Raw genomic sequence first — 21,349 nt, 5'->3', positions numbered from 1 at the left:
CCTTCCGCCGACGGGAACTCAGCACGGTGGGCGGTACCTCTGCTGCGTGAAGTACTGGCGCCATTCGGCGCGAGTGATCTCCGGAGTGACGGTGTGACAGATCCGGGAGGCCACCCGTCCGACGGCGGGGTCCCACAGCAACGCGGTCCAGTCCTCGCTGCCGGTGGCCACGGTACGGCCGTCCGGGCTGAAGGCGACGGCGTCCACCGGCTTGGTGTGACCCGCCAGCACGGCCAGCTCCCGGGCTCGCCCGCGCTCGGTAAGCCCGTACAGCCGTACGGTGTTGTCGGAGCTCGTGGCGGCCAGCGTGCGACGGTCCGCGGCGAAGGCGACCGCCATGACGCCGTCGGTGTAGCCGGTCAACCGGTCCCGTGCGAGCGGACGCCGCGGCTCGGTGAGATCCCACAGTCGTACGGTGCGGTCCTCGCTGCCGGTGGCCAGGGTGCGGCCGTCCGGGCTGAACGCGACCGACTTCACCGCCCCGGTGTGGCCGGCGAGAACGGCCGCGCGGGCGGGATGCCGTGGCCCGGCCACGTTCCACAGGGTGACCTTGCGGTTCCTGTCGGCCACGGCCAGTGTGCGGCCGTCCGGGGCGAAGGCCACGCAGTCCACGGCATGGGTGCCCGGCATCGCGGACAGGGGACGGGGACGCCGTCGTGGGTCCGTCGTGTCCCACAGCCGTACGCTGCCCCGCTCGCCGCCGGTGGCCAGGACGCGGCCGTCGGGACTGAACGCCACCGAGTTGATGTGGCCGATGTGACCGGCCACGGCGTGCAGTTGGCGAGCGCGGTGCGCGGATTCGACGTTCCACAGGCGCAGTGTGCCGTCGGCACTGCCGCTGGCCAGGGTGTGCCCGGCCGGCCGGAACACCACGGAGTTGACGGGGGCCGTGTGCCCGGTGAGTTCGGTGAGCTGACGGGGGCGCCGCGCGTCGGTGAGGTTCCACAGGCGCACGCTGCGGTCGTAGCTGCCGGTGGCCAGGGTGCGGCCGTCCGGGCTGAAGGCGACGGAGTAGACCGAGCTGGTGTGACCCGTCATCGCCGGTCCGGGCAGGTCCCACAGCCGTACGGTCTGGTCCTCGCTGCCGGTGGCCAGAGTGCGGCCGTCAGGGCTGAAGACCAGCGACACGACACGTCCGGTGTGGCCCATGAGGACGGCCGACGCCCGGCCGGGACCGTGTCCGGTCAACTCCCAGCGTCGTACCGTGCCGTCGACGCCGGCGGAGGCGAGGGTGCGGCCGTCGGGGCTGAAGCCCACGGCGTCGACCGCGTCGGTGTGCCCGGAGAGCACCTCCGTCGCGCGCGGCCGTCGGGACCCGGCCACGTCCCACAACCGGACCGTGAAGTCGGCGCCACCGGTCGCCAGGGTGCGGCCGTCCGGGGCGAACGCGAGGGCGTCGACCGTACCGCCGTGGGCGGTCGCGGGCGGCGACTGCCGCAGCCGCCGACCGGACTCGGTCACCTGCCACAGCCGCACCGTACGGTCGGAGTGGCCCGTGGCCAGCGCGCGCCCGTCCCGGCGGAACGCCACCGCGGTCACGGCGGCGGGCACACGGGCGGCGGCCGACAGACGCGGCCGTCGTGGATCGGACAGCCGCCACAACCGGATCTCGTCGCGGGAGACCGCCGCCAGGGTCTGGCCGCCCGGAGCGAAACCCAGTCCTGTGAGGGGGCCCGCGGCGGCGGGCAGGCGGGCGGCGAGTCGCGGGTGCCGTGGATCGCCGATGTCCCACAGCTGGGTCGCGCCGAGGTCGTCTCCCGCGGCCAGGAGACCGGCGTCCGGGCTGACGGCGACCGTGCGGACAGGTCCGGTCAGTCGCGGCAGCCTGCTCAACTCGGCCGGCCGGTGGGCGTCCGAGGCACGCCACAGGCGCACGGTCCGGTCGCTGTCGCCAGTCGCCAGCACCCGGCTGTCGGCGCTGAAGGCCATTGTCGTGGCGGTGCTCGTCCAGTCGGGCAACTGCGTGGCGTACGCGGTGGCGAAGGTGCTGAGCAGGGTGCCCCGGGCCTCGGGGGTGGGCGACAGCCGGTAGGCGGCCAGCCCCACCTGCGCGGCCAGCGCGGGGTCGGACGCCCGCAGTGCCGTGGCCTTCTCCGCGGCCCTCTGCGAACTGGCCGCGTCTCGCTGCCGGTCCGCCGCCCGCTGTGCCCGCACGGCGAAGACCGCGGTCGTGCTCGCGACGACGACCAGAGCGGTCAGCAGCGCCACCGCTCCGCGCCGGAACCGCACGCGCCGCCGCGCCGCCGCCTGTTCGGCCGTCCGGGCGGCGAGGCTCGCGTCCAGGAACTCCCGCTCCACCACGGACAAGGACGCGCGGTCGAGCCCGGCGGCCAGGTCGAGGCCGGTGCCCCGGTACAGCGCACCGGGGTCCCGGCGCAGTCCCTCCCAGACCTGCGCCGCGCCGGTGAGCTGACGCAGGGTCCGCAGGGCCTCCCGGTCCTCGGACAGCCATCCATGCAGCCTGGGCCAGCACCGGATCAGAGCCTCGTGGGCGAGCTCCACCCGCTCGTGGTCCAACGTCAGCAGCCGCGCCCGGGCCGCACGGTCCAGTACGGCGCCGAGGCCGCCGTCACCGGCCCCGGCGAGCCCCTCCAGCTCCGCAAGGCGCGCCGGGCGCCGGGTGTCCTCCGTCCCCTCCCCCAGCGCGGTCAGGCGTACGAACACGCGCCGGGCCAGCTCGCGTCGCCCCGGCTCCAACTGCTGGTAGAACTCCTCGGCGGTGCGCGCCAGACCGCCCTCGAGTCCGCCCACCGCCTCGAACGCGGCCAGCGTCAGGGCGTTGCCCCGCCGTCGCCGCCAGGTCTGCAACAGAGCGTGCGACAGCAGCGGCAGCACTCCGGCCTGGCCGTGCGCCTGTGCCGTGAGCGAGGCCAACAGCGCGCCCTCGACGGTCAGTCCGGCCCGCTGGGCGGGTCTCACCACGGCCCGGCGCAGTTCGTCCAGGCTCATGGGTCCGACCGGCACCTGCGCGTCACGCATCGCCTCCACCAACAGCGGATGGTGGGTGCAGTGCGCGTAGAAGTCGGCGCGCACCCCGAGGGCCACCCGACACCGGCCGCCCTTGTCCAGGGCAGCGGTCACGAGGGCCTCGATGAAGCAGTCCCGCTCGCCGTCGTCCGGGCACAGCGTGAAGGTTTCCTCGAACTGGTCGACGACCAGCACCACGTCGCCGTTGCCGTCGCCCGTGCTCTCGCCGCCGCCATCGCCGTCGCCATCACCGGCTTCGGAACGGGCGGCGACCTGACGCACCACCCGGCCCAGGTTCGCCGGATCCTGCCGCAGCTCCTCGTACACCCCGCCCGGCGTGAGCCCCGCCAGCGCGCCCAGCCGTACGGCGCACTCCTCCAGCGGCCGTGGCCCCGGCGTCACCACCACCGTCGTCATCGCGGCCCGCAGACGTGGCACCACACCCGCCCGCAACAGTGACGACTTGCCCGACCCGGAGGCTCCGATCACCACCACGAACCGCTGTCGCCGCAACCGCTCGGTCAGGTCCTCCACGAGCCGCTCCCGGCCGAAGAACCACTGCGCGTCCTGCTCCCGGAACGACCGCAGCCCCGCGTACGGCGAGGCCCGGCCGGACTCCTCCACCGGGGCGGGCTCGGTGTACGCCTCCCCCAGTTGCTCCGCCGTCTCCTGCCAGCGGCGCTCCCATTCCGCCAGATCGCCGTCGCAGACGCGCACGTACGCCAACGTCACCGCCAGCGTGGGCAGTCGCTGCCCGGACGCCGCCGAGGACAAGGTCGAGATCGAGTAGTGCGCCTGTTCCGCCAGCTCCCGGTAGGGCGGGTTGCCCGCCTTGCGCCGCAGTTGCCTCAGCCCCGCGGCCAGCTCCAGTAACGGACCTTCCCCCGCGTCCAGCGGACGCTCTCTGCGCGGCATCGCCGCACCTCCCCGTTCTGCTCTTCCCGCACGTCGCAGTGGTCGGCTGCGTCGCCACATTTTTCAGGACTTGTCTGTTCGACACCAGTCACCGAACGCGAACGACGCGCGGTCCGCTACACCTTGGCCAGACAGCCGGCCCGCACTCCGCACAGGGACGGGCCTCGTGGAAGGAGAGAACACATGAGGCGAAACAGGTTCCTGCTCATGGCGCAGGAGGGGCGCTCGCGCTGGCTTCGCCCGAGGCCCCCACGAGGAAGGTCAGGACGGTGGCGGCTACCGGGTCGCCGGAGAAGGGGATCAGCAGCAACGGGACCAGGGCGGTGGTGGCGCGGCGGTGACGGTCGTGGCCATCGGCCGCCGGTCGCCGGTCGCCGGTCGCGGGTCGCGGGTCGCCGGTGGTCGTACCAGCGAGAGCGCCGTTCGAATGCCGTGGAACTCAGCTCCGCTCGCCGTTCAAGGGGACGGCTCATGGTCGAACCAGTCGAAATGAACGCAGCCGGGAACGGGGACGGTTCCACGACCGAGAAGGCGGTCGGCGTGCGAACCGTGCCTCGGTCCCGGCTGCTGAGGGGCGGCTACGGCCGGTTGAGGACGACGGAGTTGATCGGCGTCAGGTTGTAGTAGCCGAACTCGTTCAGCCCGATGGTGATCACACAGTTGACGCCGTTGTAGCCGTTGCACAGCTGGGCGGTGGCGTTGGCGCTGCCGTACTGGTTGTTGAGTACATAGTGGTTGCCGAACTGGTTGCTGAGGTTGTGGGCTCCGTAGCTGTAGTAGACGTTCGTCGGATTGCTGGTGTGGATGTCAGCGCCCTCCGGATAGATGCAGACCGCTCCACCGGGGCAGCCGAACACGGTCCTGTCGCTCGCGTCGGCCGAGCTGGTTCCGATCGCCGCCACGGCGGCCGTGGCCATGGCGAGCGCGGCGGCGCCCCGCGTGATCCTGCGCATTGTGGTGTCCCTCCGTCCCGGCCGGCTCCTCGCCGACCGTCACCACCGACCCCTGGCGGATGCCGGGCCGGACCTCCCTGGCGACGCGGCCGAAGGAGTTCCCCCGCCGCCGCCGTCAGGCACACCAACCCTGCGACGACCGCGTCGCCTCGTCCATGCATTCGATCCTGCTCGAAGTGACCCGGCGGAAGGCCCTTGTCGCCGGCGGCCGGCCCTGCCCGCTGGTGGTCGAACCGCCGACGCAACCGACGCCACCGACGTCTGCCGGCGCTGCCGGAAAAAGGTTTGAGCCCGGCGCCGACCCGCTGCTACTTTCCGGGTGGACCGTGAAGTCGTCATATGGAGGTGAGCCCCGTGAACGCAGTTACCCGTGGGTGCTCCCTCAACCCGTCACGGTCCGGCGGCTGACGTTCGGTGTCGCCAGGAGCGCCTGAGATCGAGGCACTCCTGGAGGGAGACTCCGATGAAACCAACGCCTTTCACATCCGGCCTGAGCGAGCACGCGGTCATGATCACGCGCGTCGCGGACAGGCAATGGCACGCCCTGGACGACGACCTGGTGGTCGGTCGCGGGCATGCACAACACCGCCCCGACGGCCGCTTGTTCATCAGCATCGACGCCTGGCACGACACCGCCTTCGACCGTCTCGCCGAAGCGATGCTGAAGGAGCTGCCGTCCCCGCTGTACACGGTGGTCGACGAAGCCGACATCGAGCTGACAGCCGCCTGGCGGCGGGCAGGATTCACCCTCCGGCGCCGCGAGTGGGAGTACGTCGTACCGACCGATCCCCAGGTCACACGCCTCGACGCGGTCCTGCCGCCCTCGGGCGTGACGATCCTCCCCGCCGGTCAGGCGGACGAACGTCTGCTGCGGGCCGTGGACCGCGCGATCCGTGACGAAGTCGAGGCGACCGTCGGGTGGCAGTCGATGCCCGCCGAGGTGGTCCGCCGTCGCGAAGGCGACACCATCGTCGACCCGTCCAAGTACGCGGTGGCCGCGGCCCCGGACCGCTACCTGGGTCTGATCCGCGTCGTGACGGCGATCCGCCCGCGCATCGGCCTGATCGCGGTCCGGGCCGACCAGCAGCGCCGCGGCATCGCACGGGCGTTGCTTGCGCACGCGCTGGCGACCCTGCACCGCTCCGGATTCACCGAGGCCTGGACCGAGGTCCAGGAGTCCAACCGAGCAGGCTCGGCACTGTTCGAGGGCATCGGCGCCCGGCGGATGAGCAGCAATCTGGAGCTGGTGCGATGACCAAGAACAAGAACGTCATCGAAGTCGAGGGCAAGGTCGTCGAGTGCCTGCGCAGCGCCATGTTCACCGTGGAGCTCGAGAACGGCCACCAAGTGCTCGCGCACATCAGCGGGAAGATCCGCAAGCACTACATCAAGATCATGCTGGCGGACCGGGTACTGGTCGAGCTCCCGCCCTACGACCTGACCCGCGGCCGGATCGTGTTCCGGTACCGGAACTAGTCAACAGCGGTCGCACCATTCCTGACAGCTGAACTCGACGCCCCGGTCACAGTGTCCGCCTGACTGGGGCGTCGATGACGCCGGACGCCGGGCCGATGCACGCCGACGGCACAGGTGTCGCGGCCGCGTCGGCGCCGTGGGCGCGAGCCGCGCAATCGGCGTCGCCGTCGGGTCGCAGTCGCGTTCGGCCGACTTGGCTGTCGGGCCACCGCCCGACGAGGGAACAGCCGACCACGCGCTCGCCACTGCCACGGCCGCGGAACAACGAGGGCATCCGGCATCCTGACGGGCTCGACGCCACCTCTGCGCGCCGCCGCAGCCAGGTCGCGGGCCCGCGAAACCTTCGGACGCGGGCGACTCGGCGACGACTACTTCGTCCCCGTGGGGTACTCACCTACATGTACGACACAAAACAGACATACAGGAGATAGCGAAATGACAACCCAACCCCGGTCGGACATGGCAACACATCCCGACATCCTCGACATGCACAATCGGCACGAGATGGCCGAGCGTGTCGCGACCACTCCGAGGGCACAGGCCGTCGAGGCGATGGCCCTGATCACGGGCCTCTATCTGGCGGCCTCACCCTGGATCGCGGGATTCAACGGCTTCTCCACCTTGACGGTCAACAATCTGATCGTCGGCATCGCATACGCCGTGATCATGAGCGGTGGTTTCGGCCGGGCATACGAGCGGTCGCACAGCATGGCCTGGGCCGCTTGCGCACTCAGCGCGTGGACGATCGTCGCTCCCTGGGTCGTGGCAGGAGACGTCAGCACCACCAGGACCATCGTCAACAACATCATCGTCGGCGTGGTCGGGCTTCTGCTGGCCCTCATGGCCGCCGCAGCCGCCCGCCCGGTGGATCAGTCGTCCCGCGACCGCTCCTCCCGGCGCATGTGATCGTCACCCTCCCCCGGATATCCAAGTCATCGGCGGTCATTCGTCGGTCGTCAGCGGATACAACCGGACCCGGCGATCACCGCCGCGACACCTCGAAAGCCTCACGAATGGACGCCGGGACACGCCCACGATCATTCACCTGATAACCGTGGGCGCGTGCCCAGAGACGTATCGGCTCGTCGTCGGGACGGGAATCGAGCCGTAGGGCCCTGTCAGGCGCCCCAGGACCACTCCAGTCTCCCGAGGAGACCCCTTCCAGTCGGTCCGCCGCCTCCTGGAAAAACGCGTACAACGAGGCGTACACGCCCTCCTCGGGACCGTGCGCTTCGGCCCACGTCCCGACGGTTCCGTTGCGCGTGTCCAGAAACGTCCCGTACAGACCGTCGCGCTCGGCGGCGATCGGCACCCACTCTCGGCGCCACAGCGGACGGTCGGAGTCAGCGGACGGCTGTGCCTCCTCCAGTCCCCTCTGGCTGAGGCAGACCCGCTGGATGTCCGTCAGCCCCAGGAGGAGATGCCCGCCGGGGAGAGGGAACGGGAGCCCGAAGGCCACCAGGCAGGATCGGTCATCGGGGTGCCTGCCCGCATCGATGTCGTTCGCCAGCAGCCACTGCCACATCTCCTCCGGCAGTTCCACACCCATGCGCAGTTCGGCGTCTCTGACGGCAGACCGGCTGACCGGACCGCCGAGTGCCGCCAGAACATCCGGTTCGTTCCGTTCGAGCCACGCGGTGATCCGGCCCCACGCCTCACGTACATCTCCGGTCCCGGCCATCGGAGCCCCCTTCATATGTGATCTCCACCCCGGCAGGAGGCGCCCACTTGCTGAGCGCGCCCACCCGTACGGAGAACCGTAGGCAGGACCACTGACAGTGGTGGGCCGACCATGTGTCCCGGCGCAGCCCCGTCAACGGGTCCGGCTGCGGAGGCACCGCGCAAGGGTGGGGATCATCACCGTCGCGGGGAGAACGTGCAGCCCGATGAGCGCGATGGCGGTGGCCGCGTCTGCCCCGGCCAGGAGGGGCGGGACCAGGGAGATCGCGGTCAGACTGACCGTCACCCACACGAACCGCACGGCGGGGCGGGCGCTCCAGCGCAGCAGAACGACGGCAATGACGATGCCGACGACCGAGAAGAAACCGGTGACCACGGCGAACCCGGACAGCGGAATCGCCTCGCCACCGTCAGGGACCTCGAAGTCGACGCCGACAGCCTGGGCGAGGGCTGCCGCGAGCGTGGTGGCCGACACCGCCACCAGTGCCGCAATGAGGCCGGCGCCCACGAGACCGCGAGGTCGGCGGATGCTGCTGGTCCGGTCCGTTTCCGGGGCTACGACGAGCCCGCTGTCGTGCACGCTGTTCATGTCTCTCCTCCATCATCTGGCAACAGGTGTAAGGGTGTTCACAGGCATGAGAGGGCCCCGTCCCTCGGGGTCGCAGCCGGGCTCGACCGGGATCGCCGCTCGCCCGCGCTCGCCCGCGCCGGCCAGGGCACGGGTGCCGCGCGGCTGAGCGTCCGCTGCGGGGTCAGGCCGTACCGTCCGACGGCAGCCGCTCGGGCAGCCCGAGACGCGGGAACTGGTCGTCGTGGAAGGTGATGATCTCGGTGATCGCTCCGCCGGTGACGCGCAGGACGTCGATCGTCAGCGGCAGGTACGCGCCCTCCGCGCCCTCTCCGTCCCCCTGCCGCCAGAGGTAGAAGGCGACGGCGGGCTGCCGGTTCACGGAGGTCGGGACGGCGCGCAGGCCCTTCATGCCCTCGAAGCCGCCCTCGATCCAGTCGTTGACCACCGCGTCGCGGCCGACATAGAGGCCCGGCGTGGGCGGCATGGAGCAGCGGACGTCGTCCCGCAGCAGTGCGGCGAGCGCGTCGACGTCCGTGGCCACGCTGGCGTCGGTGTAGCGGCGCACCAGTGCGCGGGTCCCCGCGTCCTGTTCGCCGCCGGTCCAGTCCTGCCGCTCAGCGGGCAGGTGTTCGCGCATGCCGGCCCGGGCCCGTTGCAGCGCGCTGTTCACTGAGTTGACGGAGTCGCCGAGGTACTCCGCGACGTATTTCGCCGGACAGCCGAGCACGTCCCGCAGGATCAGCACGGCCCGCGGGCGCGGAGCGAGATGCTGGAGCGCGACCAGGTACGCCAGTTCGATCGTCTCCCGTGCGACGGCGACGGTTTCCGGCTCGTCCGCGCCGCCCGCGGGCAGCTCGTCGAGAAGCTGGTCCGGGTAGGGCTGGAGCCACGACACCTCGCCGCCGGTCGCGGGCTCCGGCCGGCTCTTGGCGAGCAGGTCCAGGCAGGCGTTGGTCGCGATCCGGTACAGCCACGCCCGGAACGTGGACCGCCCCTCGAAGGTCTCCCGTCGCCGCCAGGCACGGAGGAACGTCTCCTGCACGGTGTCCTCGGCATCCTCGAACGACCCGAGCATCCGGTAGCAGTGCACGTGCAGCTCTCGCCGGTGCCGTTCCGCCAGCCCCGAGAACGCCGACTCGTCGACCTCGTCCAGCCTGCGATCGCCCAGGTCCCCCAGCCGCGTGTCCACGCTCATCACGTCATCCGTCCGCCTCGTCGTGTCCTGTCGTAGATATGACGGGCGCGGACGCGAAAACTCATCACCGGGCGGCCGGTGCGGCTGAGGTGGGTCCACCTGACGGCGAGGTCGACGGACCTGGCGGTGGGGTCAAGGCGGCAGCCGACGGAAAGGGCCTTGCAGCACCACGGGGGAACAGCGCTGCAAGGCCCTGACCCCCGTCTGCCCGGTGTCAATCGGACCATGCACGCGTAGTCCCAAGGTTCTTGTGTTCGTCCGCGCTCCGCCGGGGGCCGACCCGCTCACCCTCCCACCCGACGCCCTGACGTCGGCGAAGCATGCCTCCTGGTCCGCCCACCCCTGCGGATACCGCGAGGTGACCGCCCTCCCGGCCGCCGCACCGTGCCAGACGCCGTACCCCCTCGCACCCACGCCTCCGGTGGCGGGCCGTGCCAGGCCCCGCCACCGGAGACAACGGCCCGCGGCTTGGTCAGCGCTCCCTCCCGCCGTGGTAGCGGGCGGCGAGACGGGCGAGGGCGACGGCGGCGAGCAGGAGGCCGAAGTCGCGCAGGGCGATGTCGTAGTAGTCGGGGATGGTCAGGAGGTTGACGATGATGCCGGCCAGCCAGGCGGCCACCAGCCAGGCTCCGAAACGTGGCGCGAGGGCCACGGCGATCCCGGCGACGACTTCGATCACGCCCACGGCGTACATGGCCGCCTGGGCGCTGCCGGGGACGAGGTCGTTGATCCACGGCGCGAGGTAGGCGGGCCAGTCCACGAGCAGGTTCGCGAACTTGTCCAGCCCGAACAGGATCGGCGCCACGGTGAAGGCCGTACGCAGGATCACGAACGCCTGGTAGCCGGGATCAGCGAACTGCCCGCGCCGCGAGGCGGCGGCGGACGGGGTGCTTGCGGTTGCGGAGGACATGACGACCTCTCCTTCTATCGACAACTTTCATTACCTATAGAAGCCCCGCTCTCTTCTTTAGTCAATGGCCATGGGTTTTACACTGGTGTTCGTGGACGACCCGAAGGAAGTACGCGACACCGATGTCTCGGCCATCGCCGCCCTGGACGAGCCGACCCGCAGGCGGCTGTACGACCATGTGGTGCGCCAGCCCGGGCCCGTCAGCCGCGATGACGCGGCCGCCGCACTGGGCCTGGCGCGGCAGACCGCGGCGTTCCATCTCGACCGGCTCGCCGACGAGTCCCTCCTCGACGTGGTCTATGAACGGCGCAGCGGGCGGACGGGACCGGGAGCGGGCCGACCGGCCAAGCTGTACCGGCGCTCCGGGAAGCAGATCGCGGTCAGCCTCCCGGATCGGCGTTACGAGCTCGCCGGGCGCCTCCTGGCCCAGGCGGTGGAGGAGTCCGCGGCGACCGGCGCACCGGTGCGGGACGTACTGCACCGCAAGGCCGAGGAACTCGGCGCGCGACTCGAAGAACCGGGCGGCGCAAGCCTCTTCGAGCTGCTGGAGCGGTACGGGTTCGAACCACGGCAGGAGGAAACAGGCGCCATCGTGCTGGGCAACTGCCCCTTCCACGCCTTGGCGCGCGAGCACACCCAGACGGTGTGCGGCATGAACCTGCACCTGCTGCGCGGTGTCCTTCAGGGCCTGGGCGAGCGCGCGTACACGGCCTGTCTGGCGCCCGCCCCGGGCCGGTGCTGCGTCCGGTTGGAGCCTGCCGGGGCCTGAACGCCTGCCGTGGGCCGGGGAGACGAGGTCCCGGGAACGGCGGTGCTCCGAGCGGCTGGGAAAAGGAGTGGACGGGTGAGGGCGGGGCTTGTAGCTTGCCGTTGTCCGTGACACCGCCCGAGGAGGTGAGTCCCATGAACGCTGTAGCGATGTGGGTGCTCCCCCTTTCCGTCACGGCCGGCGACTGACGTAGGTGTCGCCGGGAGCGCCTCGACAACAAGGCACTCCCGAAAGGCAACACCTATGGACTCTCCGCAGTTCACCGCCGAGACGTCGTCGGACGACGCGGTCGACCGCGACTCCACCGCACGCGTGGTCTCCGGATGTCGGCCGTCGGAAGCCGGAGCCGGTGTCGATCGCGAACCCGCCGGGTTCGACTTCGACGTGATCATCGCCGGGTGTGGGCCGACCGGCGCGATGCTGGCCGCCGAACTACGGCTGCACGACGTACGGGTACTCGTCCTGGAGAAGGACACCGAACCCGTGTCGTTCGTCCGCATCGTCGGTCTGCACATGCGCAGCCTCGAACTGCTGGCGATGCGCGGACTGCTGGACCGCGTTCGGCCGCACGGAAGGCAGCGTCCGGCCGGCGGCTTCTTCGCCGCCATCGACAAACCCGCACCCCAGGGCCTGGATTCCGCGCATGCCTATCTGCTGGGCATCCCGCAGCCCGTCCTCGTCGACCTGCTCGAGAAGCACGCGGCTCAAGTCGGCGCGCAGGTGCTTCGCGGCCGGGCCGTCACCGGATTCGAGCAGGACGAGCAGGGGGTGACCGTCGAACTGGACGACGGGGAGCGGGTCCGCTCGCGCTACCTCGTCGGCTGTGACGGTGCGCGCAGTACGGTGCGCAAACTCCTCGGTGTCGGCTTTCCCGGCGAGCCCTCGCGGAACGAGACGCTGATGGGCGAGATGGAAGTGGGTGTGCCGCAGCAGGAGATCGCCGCGAGGACGGCCGAGGTCCGCGAGATCCATCACCGGTTCTGGCTCCGGCCCTTCGGCGAGGGCGTCTACAGCGTCCTGGTCCCGGCCGCGGGAGTCAGCGATCGCTCGGCACAACCGACCATCGAGGACTTCCGGGAGCAGTTGCGCGCCGTCGCCGGAACCGACTTCGGCGTCCACTCCCCGCGCTGGCTGTCCCGCTTCGGGGATGCCACCCGGCTGGCGGAGCGTTACCGCGTGGGCCGGGTGCTGCTGGCGGGCGATGCGGCGCACATCCATCCGCCCATCGGCGGACAGGGCCTCAACCTGGGCCTTCAGGACGCCTTCAACCTCGGCTGGAAACTGGCCGCTCAGGTCCGGGGCTGGGCACCGGAGACGCTGCTGGACACCTACCAGGCCGAACGTCATCCGGTCGCCGAGGACGTACTGGACAACACCCGCGCCCAGACGGAACTGCTGTCCACCGAGCCGGGGCCGCAGGCCGTGCGCAGGCTCCTCACGGAACTGATGGACTTCGAGGAGGTGAACCGTCACCTCATCGAGAAGATCACCGCGATCAGTGTCCGCTACGACTTCGGCGAAGGCCCCCAGCTGCTCGGCCGCCGCCTGCGCGACATCGACGTGAAGCAGGGCCGACTCTACGATCTGCTGCACCACGGCCGGGGACTCCTGCTGGACCGCACCGAACGCCTGACCGTCGGAGGCTGGTCGGACCGGGTGGACCACCTCGCGGATCCCACCGCGGCACTGGACGCGCCATGCGTCCTGCTACGCCCTGACGGCCACGTCGCCTGGATCGGCGACGATCAGCAGGACCTCGACAGGCACCTCGCGCGCTGGTTCGGCAGGCCCGTCGGCGACTGAGCACGGGAGGCCGTCAAGCCGCCGTACGTCGCCCCTTCTTCCCTCGCCTGAGGGGGCGGTTGCAGACCACGCGCGGGCAGACGCACGCCCGCGCGTGGTCGTGCCCCGCACTGGACGTCCGCGGGCGTCGGGGGGCGTCGGCGGGCGTCAGCGGGCGTCGGCGGGATGGGAACCGGGCGGAAAGGACAGCAGTGGCGGTGGCCGGTCCGCCGGCCCGATCTGCCATCATGGCCGAAACGGAACCCCGTTCCATCTGTATGCGGAACCGCGATCCGCCGAGAGGAGCCCCGCAGTGAGCGACAGTCGCCAGGGCACGGAGAAAGCCGCCGCGTCCCAGCGCAAGGACGTCCGGCGCAACAAGCAGATCCTGCTGGACGCGGCTGCCGCTGTCTTCGTCACCTCGGGCGTGGAGGCGCCGGTCCGCGACATCGCGGCCAGGGCAGGTGTCGGGATCGGCACGATCTACCGCCACTTCCCCACCCGGGCGGACCTGATCGTCGCGGTCTTCCGCCACCAGGTGGAGACCTGCGCCGAGGCCGGTCCCGCTCTGCTGGCGAGCTGCCCCACCGCGTACGAGGCGCTGGAACAGTGGATCGACCTCTTCGTCGACTTCCTGGTGACCAAACACGGACTCGCCGCCGCCCTGCAACACGACAACGCCGGCTTCGAGAGCCTGCACGCCTACTTCATCGACCATCTCGTACCGGTGTGCACACAGCTCCTCGACGCCGCCGCGGCGGCCGGCGAGATCCGTTCCGGCATCGGAGGGCTGGAGCTGATGCGCGGCGTGGGCAACCTCTGCGTGGGCGCGGAGAACGACCCCGACTACAACCCGCGCACCTTGGTCGCACTCCTCGTCGCAGGACTGGGCCGACCCGACCGGTCCCGGCCCGCGGCAGCCCACGGCGAACCGTGAGCGGCCCGCGCCCTCCGCAGGCGTACCTCACCCGGTGACGGACCACCGCCGGCCGCGTCGTCGCACGTGAGAAACCCCGCGACGTCGGCAGGCATCCCCGGGATACTGGTCGGCCATGGACGAGGTCGAGGTCGTCGTCGCTCACTCCGAGCGTGCGACGCTGCGCGTCGGCGATGTGTTTCTGAAGGTGGACGCCGATCAGTCGCGCCTCGACGCCGAGGTCGAGGCAATGGCCCTCGCGCCGGTTCCCACCCCACAGGTGTTGTGGCGCAAGCCGCCCGCGCTCGCGATCGCCGCGCTCCCCGGGACCACGGTCGGAAGCCTCGGTGGACCGGCAACCGGGGCGCCGACGGCATGGGCCGCCGCGGGTGCCGCCATCCGGACGTTGCACGACGCACCCCTGCCGCCCCGGCCTGGCAGGGCCGGCCGGAGCGTCGCCTCGCTGGTGGCCGAACTCGACGACGAGTGCGAGTGGCTCGTGACGCACGGCGTCCTTCCCGCCGACCTGGTCACCCGCAACCGGCAGGTCGCCGAGGCCGCGTTCCGGCCGTGGACTCCGGCGTTCACCCACGGCGACCTCCAGATAGCGCACGTCTTCGTCGACGGCGACGAGGTCACGGGCATCATCGACTGGTCCGAGGCGGGCCAGGGCGACGCTTTGTGCGACCTCGCCACCTTCACCCTCGGACACGAGGAGCGTCTGGACGACGTCATCGCCGGCTACGGCACGGACGTCGACCTCGATGTGATCCGCGCGTGGTGGTCCTTGCGCAGTCTGCTGGTGATCCGCTGGCTGGTCCAGCACGGTTTCGACCCGTTCGCGCCGGGGTGCGAGGTCGACGTGCTGAAAGCCCGCATGTGAGGCACCGCGGGCTTGCTAGCTGTGTGATGCCTCCGCCACCTCGACCTCCACGGCGCCCTCGCGCCGTATCCGCTCAACTCCCCACGCCCCCAACGGCTCCAGCGCCTTGTTGAGCGTACGGCCGTGCTCCGTCAGGGAGTACTCCACGCGCGGCGGCACCTCCGCGTAGACCTTGCGGTGCACCAGGCCGTCCTCCTCCATCTCCCGCAGGTGCTGCGTCAGCATCTTCTCGCTCACCCCCGGCAGTCCACGGCGGAGTTCCGCGAAGCGGCGAATCCCGTGGGCGTCGAGTTCCCAGAGGATCAGCCCTTTCCACTTCCCGCTCACCACGTCGAGCGCCGCGTCGATGCCGCAGATGTAAGGCCCGCATCTCGGTGCCTTGGCCATCCCTGCCCCCCTTACTAAAAGGTAAGTACCGCAGAAAATAGTGGGTACTTCCGACCCTAGCGACGCTCTCCGACCATGGAGGGGTGAACGAACAACTGAACGCCCCCGCCAGGCAGAACAGCCCCGTCACCGTGATCGGGCTCGGTCCGATGGGTCAGGCCATGACCCGCACCCTCCTCACCGCCGGCCACCCCGTCACCGTGTGGAACCGCACCGCCCGCCGGGCCGACGGCGTCGTCGCCGACGGAGCGACGCTCGCCACCACACCGGGCGAGGCGGTCCAAGCGAGCGACCTCGTGATCCTCAGCCTCACCGACTACCGGGCGATGTACGACATCCTCGGCGGCGCCACCGCGTCGCTCGCCGGCCGCACCCTGGTCAACCTGAGTTCCGACACCCCCGACCGCACCCGTGAGGCGGCGGCCTGGGCGGCGAGCCACGGCGCCGACTTCCTCACCGGAGGCGTCATGGTTCCGGCACCGATGGTCGGAACGGAGGCGTCCCACGTCTACTACAGCGGCCGTGAAGAGCTGATGGAGCGTCACCGGGCGACGCTGGCGCCACTGGGAAGGCCCCGCTATCTGGGCGTCGACCCGGGCCTCGCCCAGATGATGTACCAAGCCCAACTCGCGGTGTTCCTCACCACCTTGTCGGCACTGATGCACGCCACCGCCATGCTGGGCGCCGCCGGCCTGAAGGCGGCGGAGGCGCTGCCCGAGTTGGCCTCCTTCACCGACTCGATCGGCGACATCCTCAGGGCCGGTGAGGCGAACCTCGGTGCCGCGCTCGACGCCGGAGAGCATCCCGGCGACCTCAGCACGGTCACCATGATGGGTGCCACGTCCGACCACATCGTGGAGACCAGCACGGCACTCGGTCTCGACCTCGCGCTGCCCCTGGCCGTGCAGGCCCACTACCGTCACGCGATCGAACACGGCCACGGCGGCGACAACTGGACCCGCATCATCGACAGCATCCGAAAGGACAGCAACGGCCGAGCGAGCGCTGAACAGCCAAGCGGATAACCAGTGGAGACCCGTTCCTGGTGATGACAGGCTGTGGCGCATGCCGTCGCCCACAAGCGAACAGATCCTCCGGGAACTGCACGCCTCACTCACCCTGCGCAAGCGTCCGGAGGACGTGGCCCGGCTCATCCAGGACATGTACGCCGCCCAGGGCACCGACCTCGACGCGGCGACCGACACGGCGCTCGCGAAGGCTGCCGCGCACTCGCTGCGCAATCTCTGGCACGGCTACACCTCCATGCGGGAGGAGTTCGCCCGTCCGGTCGGTGCCCAACGCCAACTCGCCCGGGCGGCAAGCCTGTTCACGAACGTGCCGCACCTCCCGGGCAGCGCGGGGGACGACCCGGCGCGGATCGAGGAGGTGATCCGGCGAGCAGGCGAGGAGATCGGCCGCGCGTACGGGCAGAACGACTTCGGCATGGATCGCCTCGACCGGAGCGAGCGCGCGGCGGCGGGCCTCGGGGACATCTCGAAGCGCCAGTACAACAAGCGTTTCCGGCTCCTGCGCCGGATGGAGGGCAAACTGGCCCGGGTCATCCACGAGCAGCGCCGACTCGAGGTGGTCATGACCGGCAAGGGCGCCCTCGCCCACGCCCTGCCGTACGAACTGTTCGCCGCGGATCCGGACACGGCGGCCTTCATCGCCTACATCACGGCGCGCGGCCACATGCGCAGCGTCTTCACCAACGGCCGGCAGCGTCAGGTCTACGACGAGGTCGCCCAGGCCCTGTTCCAGCGCCTCACACCCGAGCGGGCCCGCTGGTACGCGGTCGCGCACGTGCACCCCACGGGCGAAGTGCTGGCGCATGTGTCCGACGAGGACCTCACGCGGTTGCTGGTGCGGTGGAACGGTTTCCTGCGCCAGGTCGCGGATCTGCTGGAGGACGCCTGGAACCGGCATCCCCTGGAGCGCGACACGATGATCGTGCGCCGCGGTGACGACTCGTCGACGTGGAACCAGGCGGCCCAGGCCTGGAACACGGCGCGCGCCCACTGGTTCGCGCTGCTGACCGAGCTCGGGCAGGACGAGATCCTGGACCGGATCTGCCCCGGCAAGGTGCCTCGGCTGATGGCTGCCGACGTGGCGTACTGGCACCGCATGAGGGGTGGCGGACTGCATCCCGACACCTACGTCTGGGCGGAACTCCCGCTGCCGTGGGAAGTGCTGCGGGGGGAGCGGCCGTGTCCACGCTCGCTCGTCGAAGCGGTCTGCGCCCGTCATCGGGTGGACCCCGTCGCCGGTGCCTGGACCGCCGCCCGGCCGACGGCGGAGGCCGTCGCCTTCCGCCGTACACCCGAGCTGGTCCACGGAGTGGCCGTCGCCGATCCGCTCATGGCCGGTGCGCTCCGGTCGGCGGGGGTCTTCTCCGGCAAGCAGAAGCGTGCCGCCGCTCAGGAGTGGACGTGACCGAGCCGGTCCTCGCGCACAAATCGGTTGCCCCGCACAGCGGTTCGGGCAATGATCGCGCTGGCGACGAGGAAGCTCTGCGGAGGAGCGCCCGGCTCTGATTCCGGGTGGACGCAGGTTCGAATCCTGCCCTCGTCGCCCCTAAGCAGGCGGCTCGGCGTCAGGGGCAGAGCCCGGCGCGGAAGGTGAACGAGACGAGTTGCGCTCGGTCCCGTGCGCCGACCTTCGTCATCGCCCGTACCGCGTGCGTCTTCACGGTGAACGGCGACACGGACATCTGGGCCGCGATCTCGTCGTTGCCGAGTCCGCTCGCCACGAGCAGGACCACGTCCCGCTCCCTGGGGGTCAACGCGTCGAAGCGCCGCAGCAGTTCCCGGTCGACCACCGGAGGCGGACTGTCGGTCATGTGCCCGATGAGCGCGGCCGTGGCGGCGGCCGACAGCGCACCCCCACCACCGACGACCTCGGTGATTCCGGCGACGAGTTCGGCGGGGCTCACCGTCTTGCTCAGGAAGCCGTTGGCGCCCGCGCGCAGCGCGGCGAGCACGATGTCGTCCTGGTCGAACGTGGTCAGCACGATCACCCGCGTCTCCTGGGGCGAGTGTTCCGCACGGATCCGGCGCGTGGCCTCGACACCGTCGATGCCCGGCATCCGGATGTCCATCAGCACGAGGTCGACGGGGTGGTCCCGGAGGAAGGGCACCACCTGGAGCCCGTCGGAGAGCTCCCCCGCGACCACGAGCCCCGGGTCGAGCCGGAGCATCGCCCGGATCCCGGCCCTGATGTCGTCCTGGTCGTCGACGATCAGAATCCGCGTCATCGGACGACGGCTCCCAGCAGGCTGAACTCCGCGTGGACCCGGAATCGCCCGTTGTGGCTGTCGATCGTGAGTCGTCCGTTGGACGACTCGACGCGTTCACGCATCCCCACGAGCCCCAGTCCGCTGCCGGGGCCGGAGCCACGTGCGGAGCGGGCGACGCGGTTCTCCACGGTGACGGCGATCCTGCCGTCGCGCTCGCGCACCTCCACGGTCGCTGTCCCTTCGCCGTGCCGGTAGGCGTTCGTGAGTGCTTCCTGGACGACCCGGTAGACCGTCACCCCGACGCTGGGCTCCACGAAACCGTCGGGGAGTTCGATGTCGGCCCGGACGTCCAGGCCGACACTCCCGAAAGAGGCGACGAGTCCTCGCAGACCGCTGAGCGCCGGGGTCGGCCGGAGCGCCTCGTCGCCGTCCACGTCGTCCCCGAGGCGCAGGAGCGCGAGGATGCGCTGCGTCTCGACGACGACCGTGCGGGCGCTGGACCTGGCGGACACGAGGGCCTGCCGGGAGGCTTCGGCGTCTGCGGGCAGTCCGATCTCCGCGGCCCCGAGGTGCATGCTCAGCATCGCGACCTGGTGACCGATGACGTCGTGGAGGTCCCGGGCGATACGGAGCCGTTCCTCGGTCACTCGTCGGGTGGCTTCCATCTCACGGGTGGCGATGGCGCTCTCGGCCCGTTCCTCCAGGGTCCACCAGTGGTCCCGGTGAATGCGGAGCGCGGCCCCGGTCGCACCTCCCGCCATCGCGGAGAAGAGGGCGGCGGCTCCCACCACCGCGCCGCCCCGGAACCCTCCCACCGTCATGAACGCGCCCAGGAAGAACGCCGCCACGACGCCGGTCGCGACCAGCGGCTGCTTTCCCCTGAGGCTGACCGAGAACAGCACGAGCACCGCCATCATCCATACCGACAGCGGATCGTGCCCCACCGCTGTGACGGCGAAAGACGCCGCGCTCACCACGACCAGTCCCGCCCACGGCTGCCGCCACGAGAGGGCGACACCGCTTCCGGCGAGCAGGACGCCGAGGGCCGTCGGCCAGTCCGACCCCCGCACCGCCACGGCCACGATCTGACCGGTGAACACCAGCGCGGCCACCCCGTAGGCGCCTCGGTGCAGCACCTCGGGGCGGCGGACCCACAGGGGCGCCGCCGGTCCGTCCTGAGTGTTGTGCGCGTCGGCCATGTGCCGATTCTCGTTCACGCGCACCGCGACCGTGTACTTCGAACGATGTACACGACGAGCCCGCTTCGCTCGCCGGGAGCACCGGAGACCCGTCCCGTCGAAGCGGAGGGCACAACTACTTCGTTCGAAGTACGCGCCCGCGCCGGAGGCCGCTGAGACTCGTCGTCGAGGCACCCGCCTCACACCGCTCACGATCGCAACGGGACTCCCGATGACACAGACCACCGTCACCTCGCCGGCTACGACCGCGACCGCGCCGACACCTTCCGGGCTGCGGTCGCTCCACCTGATCCGTGTCGTCTTCTCCCTGGTCTGGGTGGCGCTGGTCCTGACGACCTCCGCCTCGCTGGAGTCGACGGACAGGCCCACCGCGGTCGCGGCCGTGCTGCTCGTCGTCTACCCCCTGTGGGACGTGATCGCCACGCTCCTGGAGCGCCGCCTGGCCGGCACCGGCTCCGCGGACAACGTCAGTGCCGTCAACATGGCTCTCGGCCTCGCCACCACCGTGGGAATGATCGTCGCCGCTTTCTCCTCCGTCAGGACGGCCCTCCTCGTCTTCGGCGTCTGGGCCCTGTTGTCCGGAGCGGTCCAACTCGTCGTGGCGGTCCGGCGCCGGCGCACCGTCGGCGCCCAGTGGCCCATGGTCGTCAGCGGCGCGCAGTCCGTTCTCGCCGGTGCCACCATCGCCGCCTCCTCCGGCTCTGCGACGAGCAGTCTGTCCACCGTCGCCGGGTACTCGGCGTTCGGTGCCTTCTGGTTCCTCGTCTCCGCCATCGCCCTGAGCATCCGCGCCCGGCGCGCGGAGCGCTGACACACTGCCGTGGAAGCGGCCGACCGGAGGTGGGGCGCCTGACCGTGCACCGGGGCACATTCAGGCGGACCGATAGTCGGCGGGCATATGCCAGCAGTACCACCCCCTCGATGTACGGCCCATCCCTGCGGCATTCGACGTACGTCCCCTCGTCCCGCCGACCGGTGGGCTTCCGTCAGAGCGGCCAACACTGATCAGGACTGGTGTACGACGTACGGACGACCGATGGTGAGGAGAAGGGACCACAGGGGACACCTGTGGTCCCTTCCGTCACGTCGCCATCACGGGCACCCGTCGAGGCCGCCTCGTTCGCGGGGCCGTCGGCAGAAAGTTCAACGGAACACACATCCACGGCCCTGACACCCGCATAACGTGCGGTGACCCGAACCGCCTCCGCTCCCCCACCTTCTTGCGGTCCGTGACCGCCGGGCCCACCGCGCTAGGAGTTTTGGGATGTCCTACGACCGCTCGGAGTTATCCCTGCCGCACCGGCACAACGGACGGGTCCCCTCCCCCACCGCTCTCCGGCCGCAGCCCCTCCCGGCGGCCGGAGAGCGCCCGGGAAGCGGGGCCCGCCAGCGTTCGTGGTCCAGTTACCACCGCGCCCTGCGCGTGCTGCGCCGCGCCTGCCGCTGGCAGCGGCGTGTGGCCACCCTCGTCGCCCTCGGCTACTTCGCCTTCTTCCTCACCCTCACCGTCA

The 21,349-nt window shown here is 70.8% G+C and carries 19 protein-coding genes, 1 tRNA gene and 1 pseudogene; 12 read left to right on the top strand and 9 right to left on the bottom strand.

The features are described 5' to 3' along the window. Nucleotides 1-18 precede the first annotated feature (18 nt). Nucleotides 19-3,882 (bottom strand): XRE family transcriptional regulator, encoded by a 3,864-nt coding sequence (locus tag AOJ26_RS18335; RefSeq protein ID WP_053849388.1) that lies wholly within the window; start codon nucleotides 3,880-3,882, stop codon nucleotides 19-21. 578 nt (nucleotides 3,883-4,460) lie between these two features. Then, nucleotides 4,461-4,835: a hypothetical protein gene (locus AOJ26_RS18330; protein ID WP_053849387.1), complete on the bottom strand. Its 375-nt coding sequence runs from the start codon at nucleotides 4,833-4,835 to the stop codon at nucleotides 4,461-4,463. A gap of 463 nt (nucleotides 4,836-5,298) precedes the next feature. On the opposite strand from AOJ26_RS18330, the gene AOJ26_RS18325 reads away from it, so the two are divergent. From AOJ26_RS18325 to AOJ26_RS18315, 3 genes are all read left to right on the top strand, one after another. Next, nucleotides 5,299-6,090 carry a GNAT family N-acetyltransferase gene (locus AOJ26_RS18325; protein ID WP_053849386.1) on the top strand — a complete coding sequence of 264 codons (792 nt, stop codon included), beginning with the start codon at nucleotides 5,299-5,301 and terminating at the stop codon, nucleotides 6,088-6,090. Beyond that, the gene (gene infA, locus AOJ26_RS18320; RefSeq protein WP_053849385.1) at nucleotides 6,087-6,311 is read left to right on the top strand and encodes a translation initiation factor IF-1; all 225 of its coding nucleotides are present in this window, start codon (nucleotides 6,087-6,089) and stop codon (nucleotides 6,309-6,311) included. The genes AOJ26_RS18325 and infA overlap by 4 nt, the downstream gene beginning before the upstream one ends. A gap of 459 nt (nucleotides 6,312-6,770) precedes the next feature. After that, complete coding sequence (locus tag AOJ26_RS18315; protein ID WP_053849384.1) at nucleotides 6,771-7,217, top strand: SPW repeat protein; 447 nt, start codon at nucleotides 6,771-6,773, stop codon at nucleotides 7,215-7,217. 76 nt (nucleotides 7,218-7,293) lie between these two features. Here the strand turns inward: AOJ26_RS18315 and AOJ26_RS44925 are convergent, their stop codons facing one another. From AOJ26_RS44925 to AOJ26_RS18295, 4 genes are all read right to left on the bottom strand, one after another. Next, the gene (locus AOJ26_RS44925; RefSeq protein WP_373413156.1) at nucleotides 7,294-7,992 is read right to left on the bottom strand and encodes an Lsr2 dimerization domain-containing protein; all 699 of its coding nucleotides are present in this window, start codon (nucleotides 7,990-7,992) and stop codon (nucleotides 7,294-7,296) included. Between the two features lie 132 nt (nucleotides 7,993-8,124). Then, nucleotides 8,125-8,580, bottom strand: coding sequence for a DUF6069 family protein (locus AOJ26_RS18305; RefSeq protein ID WP_053849382.1), 456 nt, complete (start codon nucleotides 8,578-8,580; stop codon nucleotides 8,125-8,127). Nucleotides 8,581-8,743: 163 nt separating this feature from the next. Then, a complete protein-coding gene (locus tag AOJ26_RS18300; RefSeq protein ID WP_053849381.1) occupies nucleotides 8,744-9,757 on the bottom strand; it encodes an RNA polymerase subunit sigma-70 in 1,014 nt (337 codons plus the stop codon). 472 nt (nucleotides 9,758-10,229) lie between these two features. Then, nucleotides 10,230-10,667: a DoxX family membrane protein gene (locus AOJ26_RS18295; protein WP_053849380.1), complete on the bottom strand. Its 438-nt coding sequence runs from the start codon at nucleotides 10,665-10,667 to the stop codon at nucleotides 10,230-10,232. Nucleotides 10,668-10,752: 85 nt separating this feature from the next. Between AOJ26_RS18295 and AOJ26_RS18290 the strand changes: the two genes are divergently transcribed. From AOJ26_RS18290 to AOJ26_RS18275, 4 genes are all read left to right on the top strand, one after another. Continuing rightward, nucleotides 10,753-11,436, top strand: a complete 684-nt coding sequence (locus tag AOJ26_RS18290; protein WP_053849379.1) for a helix-turn-helix transcriptional regulator — start codon at nucleotides 10,753-10,755, stop codon at nucleotides 11,434-11,436. A gap of 243 nt (nucleotides 11,437-11,679) precedes the next feature. Then, complete coding sequence (gene rox, locus AOJ26_RS18285) at nucleotides 11,680-13,239, top strand: rifampin monooxygenase (protein ID WP_053849378.1); 1,560 nt, start codon at nucleotides 11,680-11,682, stop codon at nucleotides 13,237-13,239. Nucleotides 13,240-13,531: 292 nt separating this feature from the next. Beyond that, the gene (locus AOJ26_RS18280; RefSeq protein ID WP_053849377.1) at nucleotides 13,532-14,155 is read left to right on the top strand and encodes a TetR/AcrR family transcriptional regulator; all 624 of its coding nucleotides are present in this window, start codon (nucleotides 13,532-13,534) and stop codon (nucleotides 14,153-14,155) included. Between the two features lie 115 nt (nucleotides 14,156-14,270). After that, on the top strand, nucleotides 14,271-15,017 hold the full coding sequence (locus AOJ26_RS18275; protein ID WP_053849376.1) for a phosphotransferase family protein: 747 nt from the start codon (nucleotides 14,271-14,273) through the stop codon (nucleotides 15,015-15,017). 15 nt (nucleotides 15,018-15,032) lie between these two features. Here AOJ26_RS18275 and AOJ26_RS18270 read toward each other — a convergent pair whose 3' ends face one another. Continuing rightward, entirely contained in the window at nucleotides 15,033-15,404 is a 372-nt protein-coding gene (locus AOJ26_RS18270; protein WP_053849375.1) for a winged helix-turn-helix transcriptional regulator, read from the bottom strand. An 83-nt stretch (nucleotides 15,405-15,487) separates the two neighbouring features. Between AOJ26_RS18270 and AOJ26_RS18265 the strand changes: the two genes are divergently transcribed. From AOJ26_RS18265 to AOJ26_RS18255, 3 genes are all read left to right on the top strand, one after another. Continuing rightward, nucleotides 15,488-16,429, top strand: coding sequence for an NAD(P)-dependent oxidoreductase (locus AOJ26_RS18265; RefSeq protein WP_053849374.1), 942 nt, complete (start codon nucleotides 15,488-15,490; stop codon nucleotides 16,427-16,429). 40 nt (nucleotides 16,430-16,469) lie between these two features. Further along, entirely contained in the window at nucleotides 16,470-17,837 is a 1,368-nt protein-coding gene (locus AOJ26_RS18260; protein WP_053849373.1) for a DinB family protein, read from the top strand. Nucleotides 17,838-17,902: 65 nt separating this feature from the next. Next, nucleotides 17,903-17,975, top strand: a tRNA-Gln gene (locus AOJ26_RS18255). A gap of 22 nt (nucleotides 17,976-17,997) precedes the next feature. On the opposite strand, the gene AOJ26_RS18250 is transcribed toward AOJ26_RS18255, so the two are convergent. Together AOJ26_RS18250 and AOJ26_RS18245 are read right to left on the bottom strand one after the other, a co-directional pair. Beyond that, nucleotides 17,998-18,657 (bottom strand): response regulator transcription factor, encoded by a 660-nt coding sequence (locus AOJ26_RS18250; RefSeq protein ID WP_053849372.1) that lies wholly within the window; start codon nucleotides 18,655-18,657, stop codon nucleotides 17,998-18,000. Continuing rightward, on the bottom strand, nucleotides 18,654-19,838 hold the full coding sequence (locus AOJ26_RS18245) for a sensor histidine kinase (protein ID WP_053849371.1): 1,185 nt from the start codon (nucleotides 19,836-19,838) through the stop codon (nucleotides 18,654-18,656). The genes AOJ26_RS18250 and AOJ26_RS18245 overlap by 4 nt, the downstream gene beginning before the upstream one ends. Nucleotides 19,839-20,049: 211 nt before the next feature. Here AOJ26_RS18245 and AOJ26_RS18240 point away from each other — a divergent pair, with 211 nt between their 5' ends. Together AOJ26_RS18240 and AOJ26_RS18235 are read left to right on the top strand one after the other, a co-directional pair. Continuing rightward, the gene (locus AOJ26_RS18240) at nucleotides 20,050-20,649 is read left to right on the top strand and encodes a DUF308 domain-containing protein (protein ID WP_053849370.1); all 600 of its coding nucleotides are present in this window, start codon (nucleotides 20,050-20,052) and stop codon (nucleotides 20,647-20,649) included. Between the two features lie 453 nt (nucleotides 20,650-21,102). Beyond that, nucleotides 21,103-21,349 (top strand): annotated as a pseudogene (locus tag AOJ26_RS18235) (DUF485 domain-containing protein); the annotation flags it as partial.

It is taken from the genome of Streptomyces sp. NRRL B-24085 (genome assembly GCF_001282115.1).
Classification (GTDB): domain Bacteria; phylum Actinomycetota; class Actinomycetes; order Streptomycetales; family Streptomycetaceae; genus Streptomyces.
This window is presented reverse-complemented; position numbering and strand designations above follow the sequence as displayed.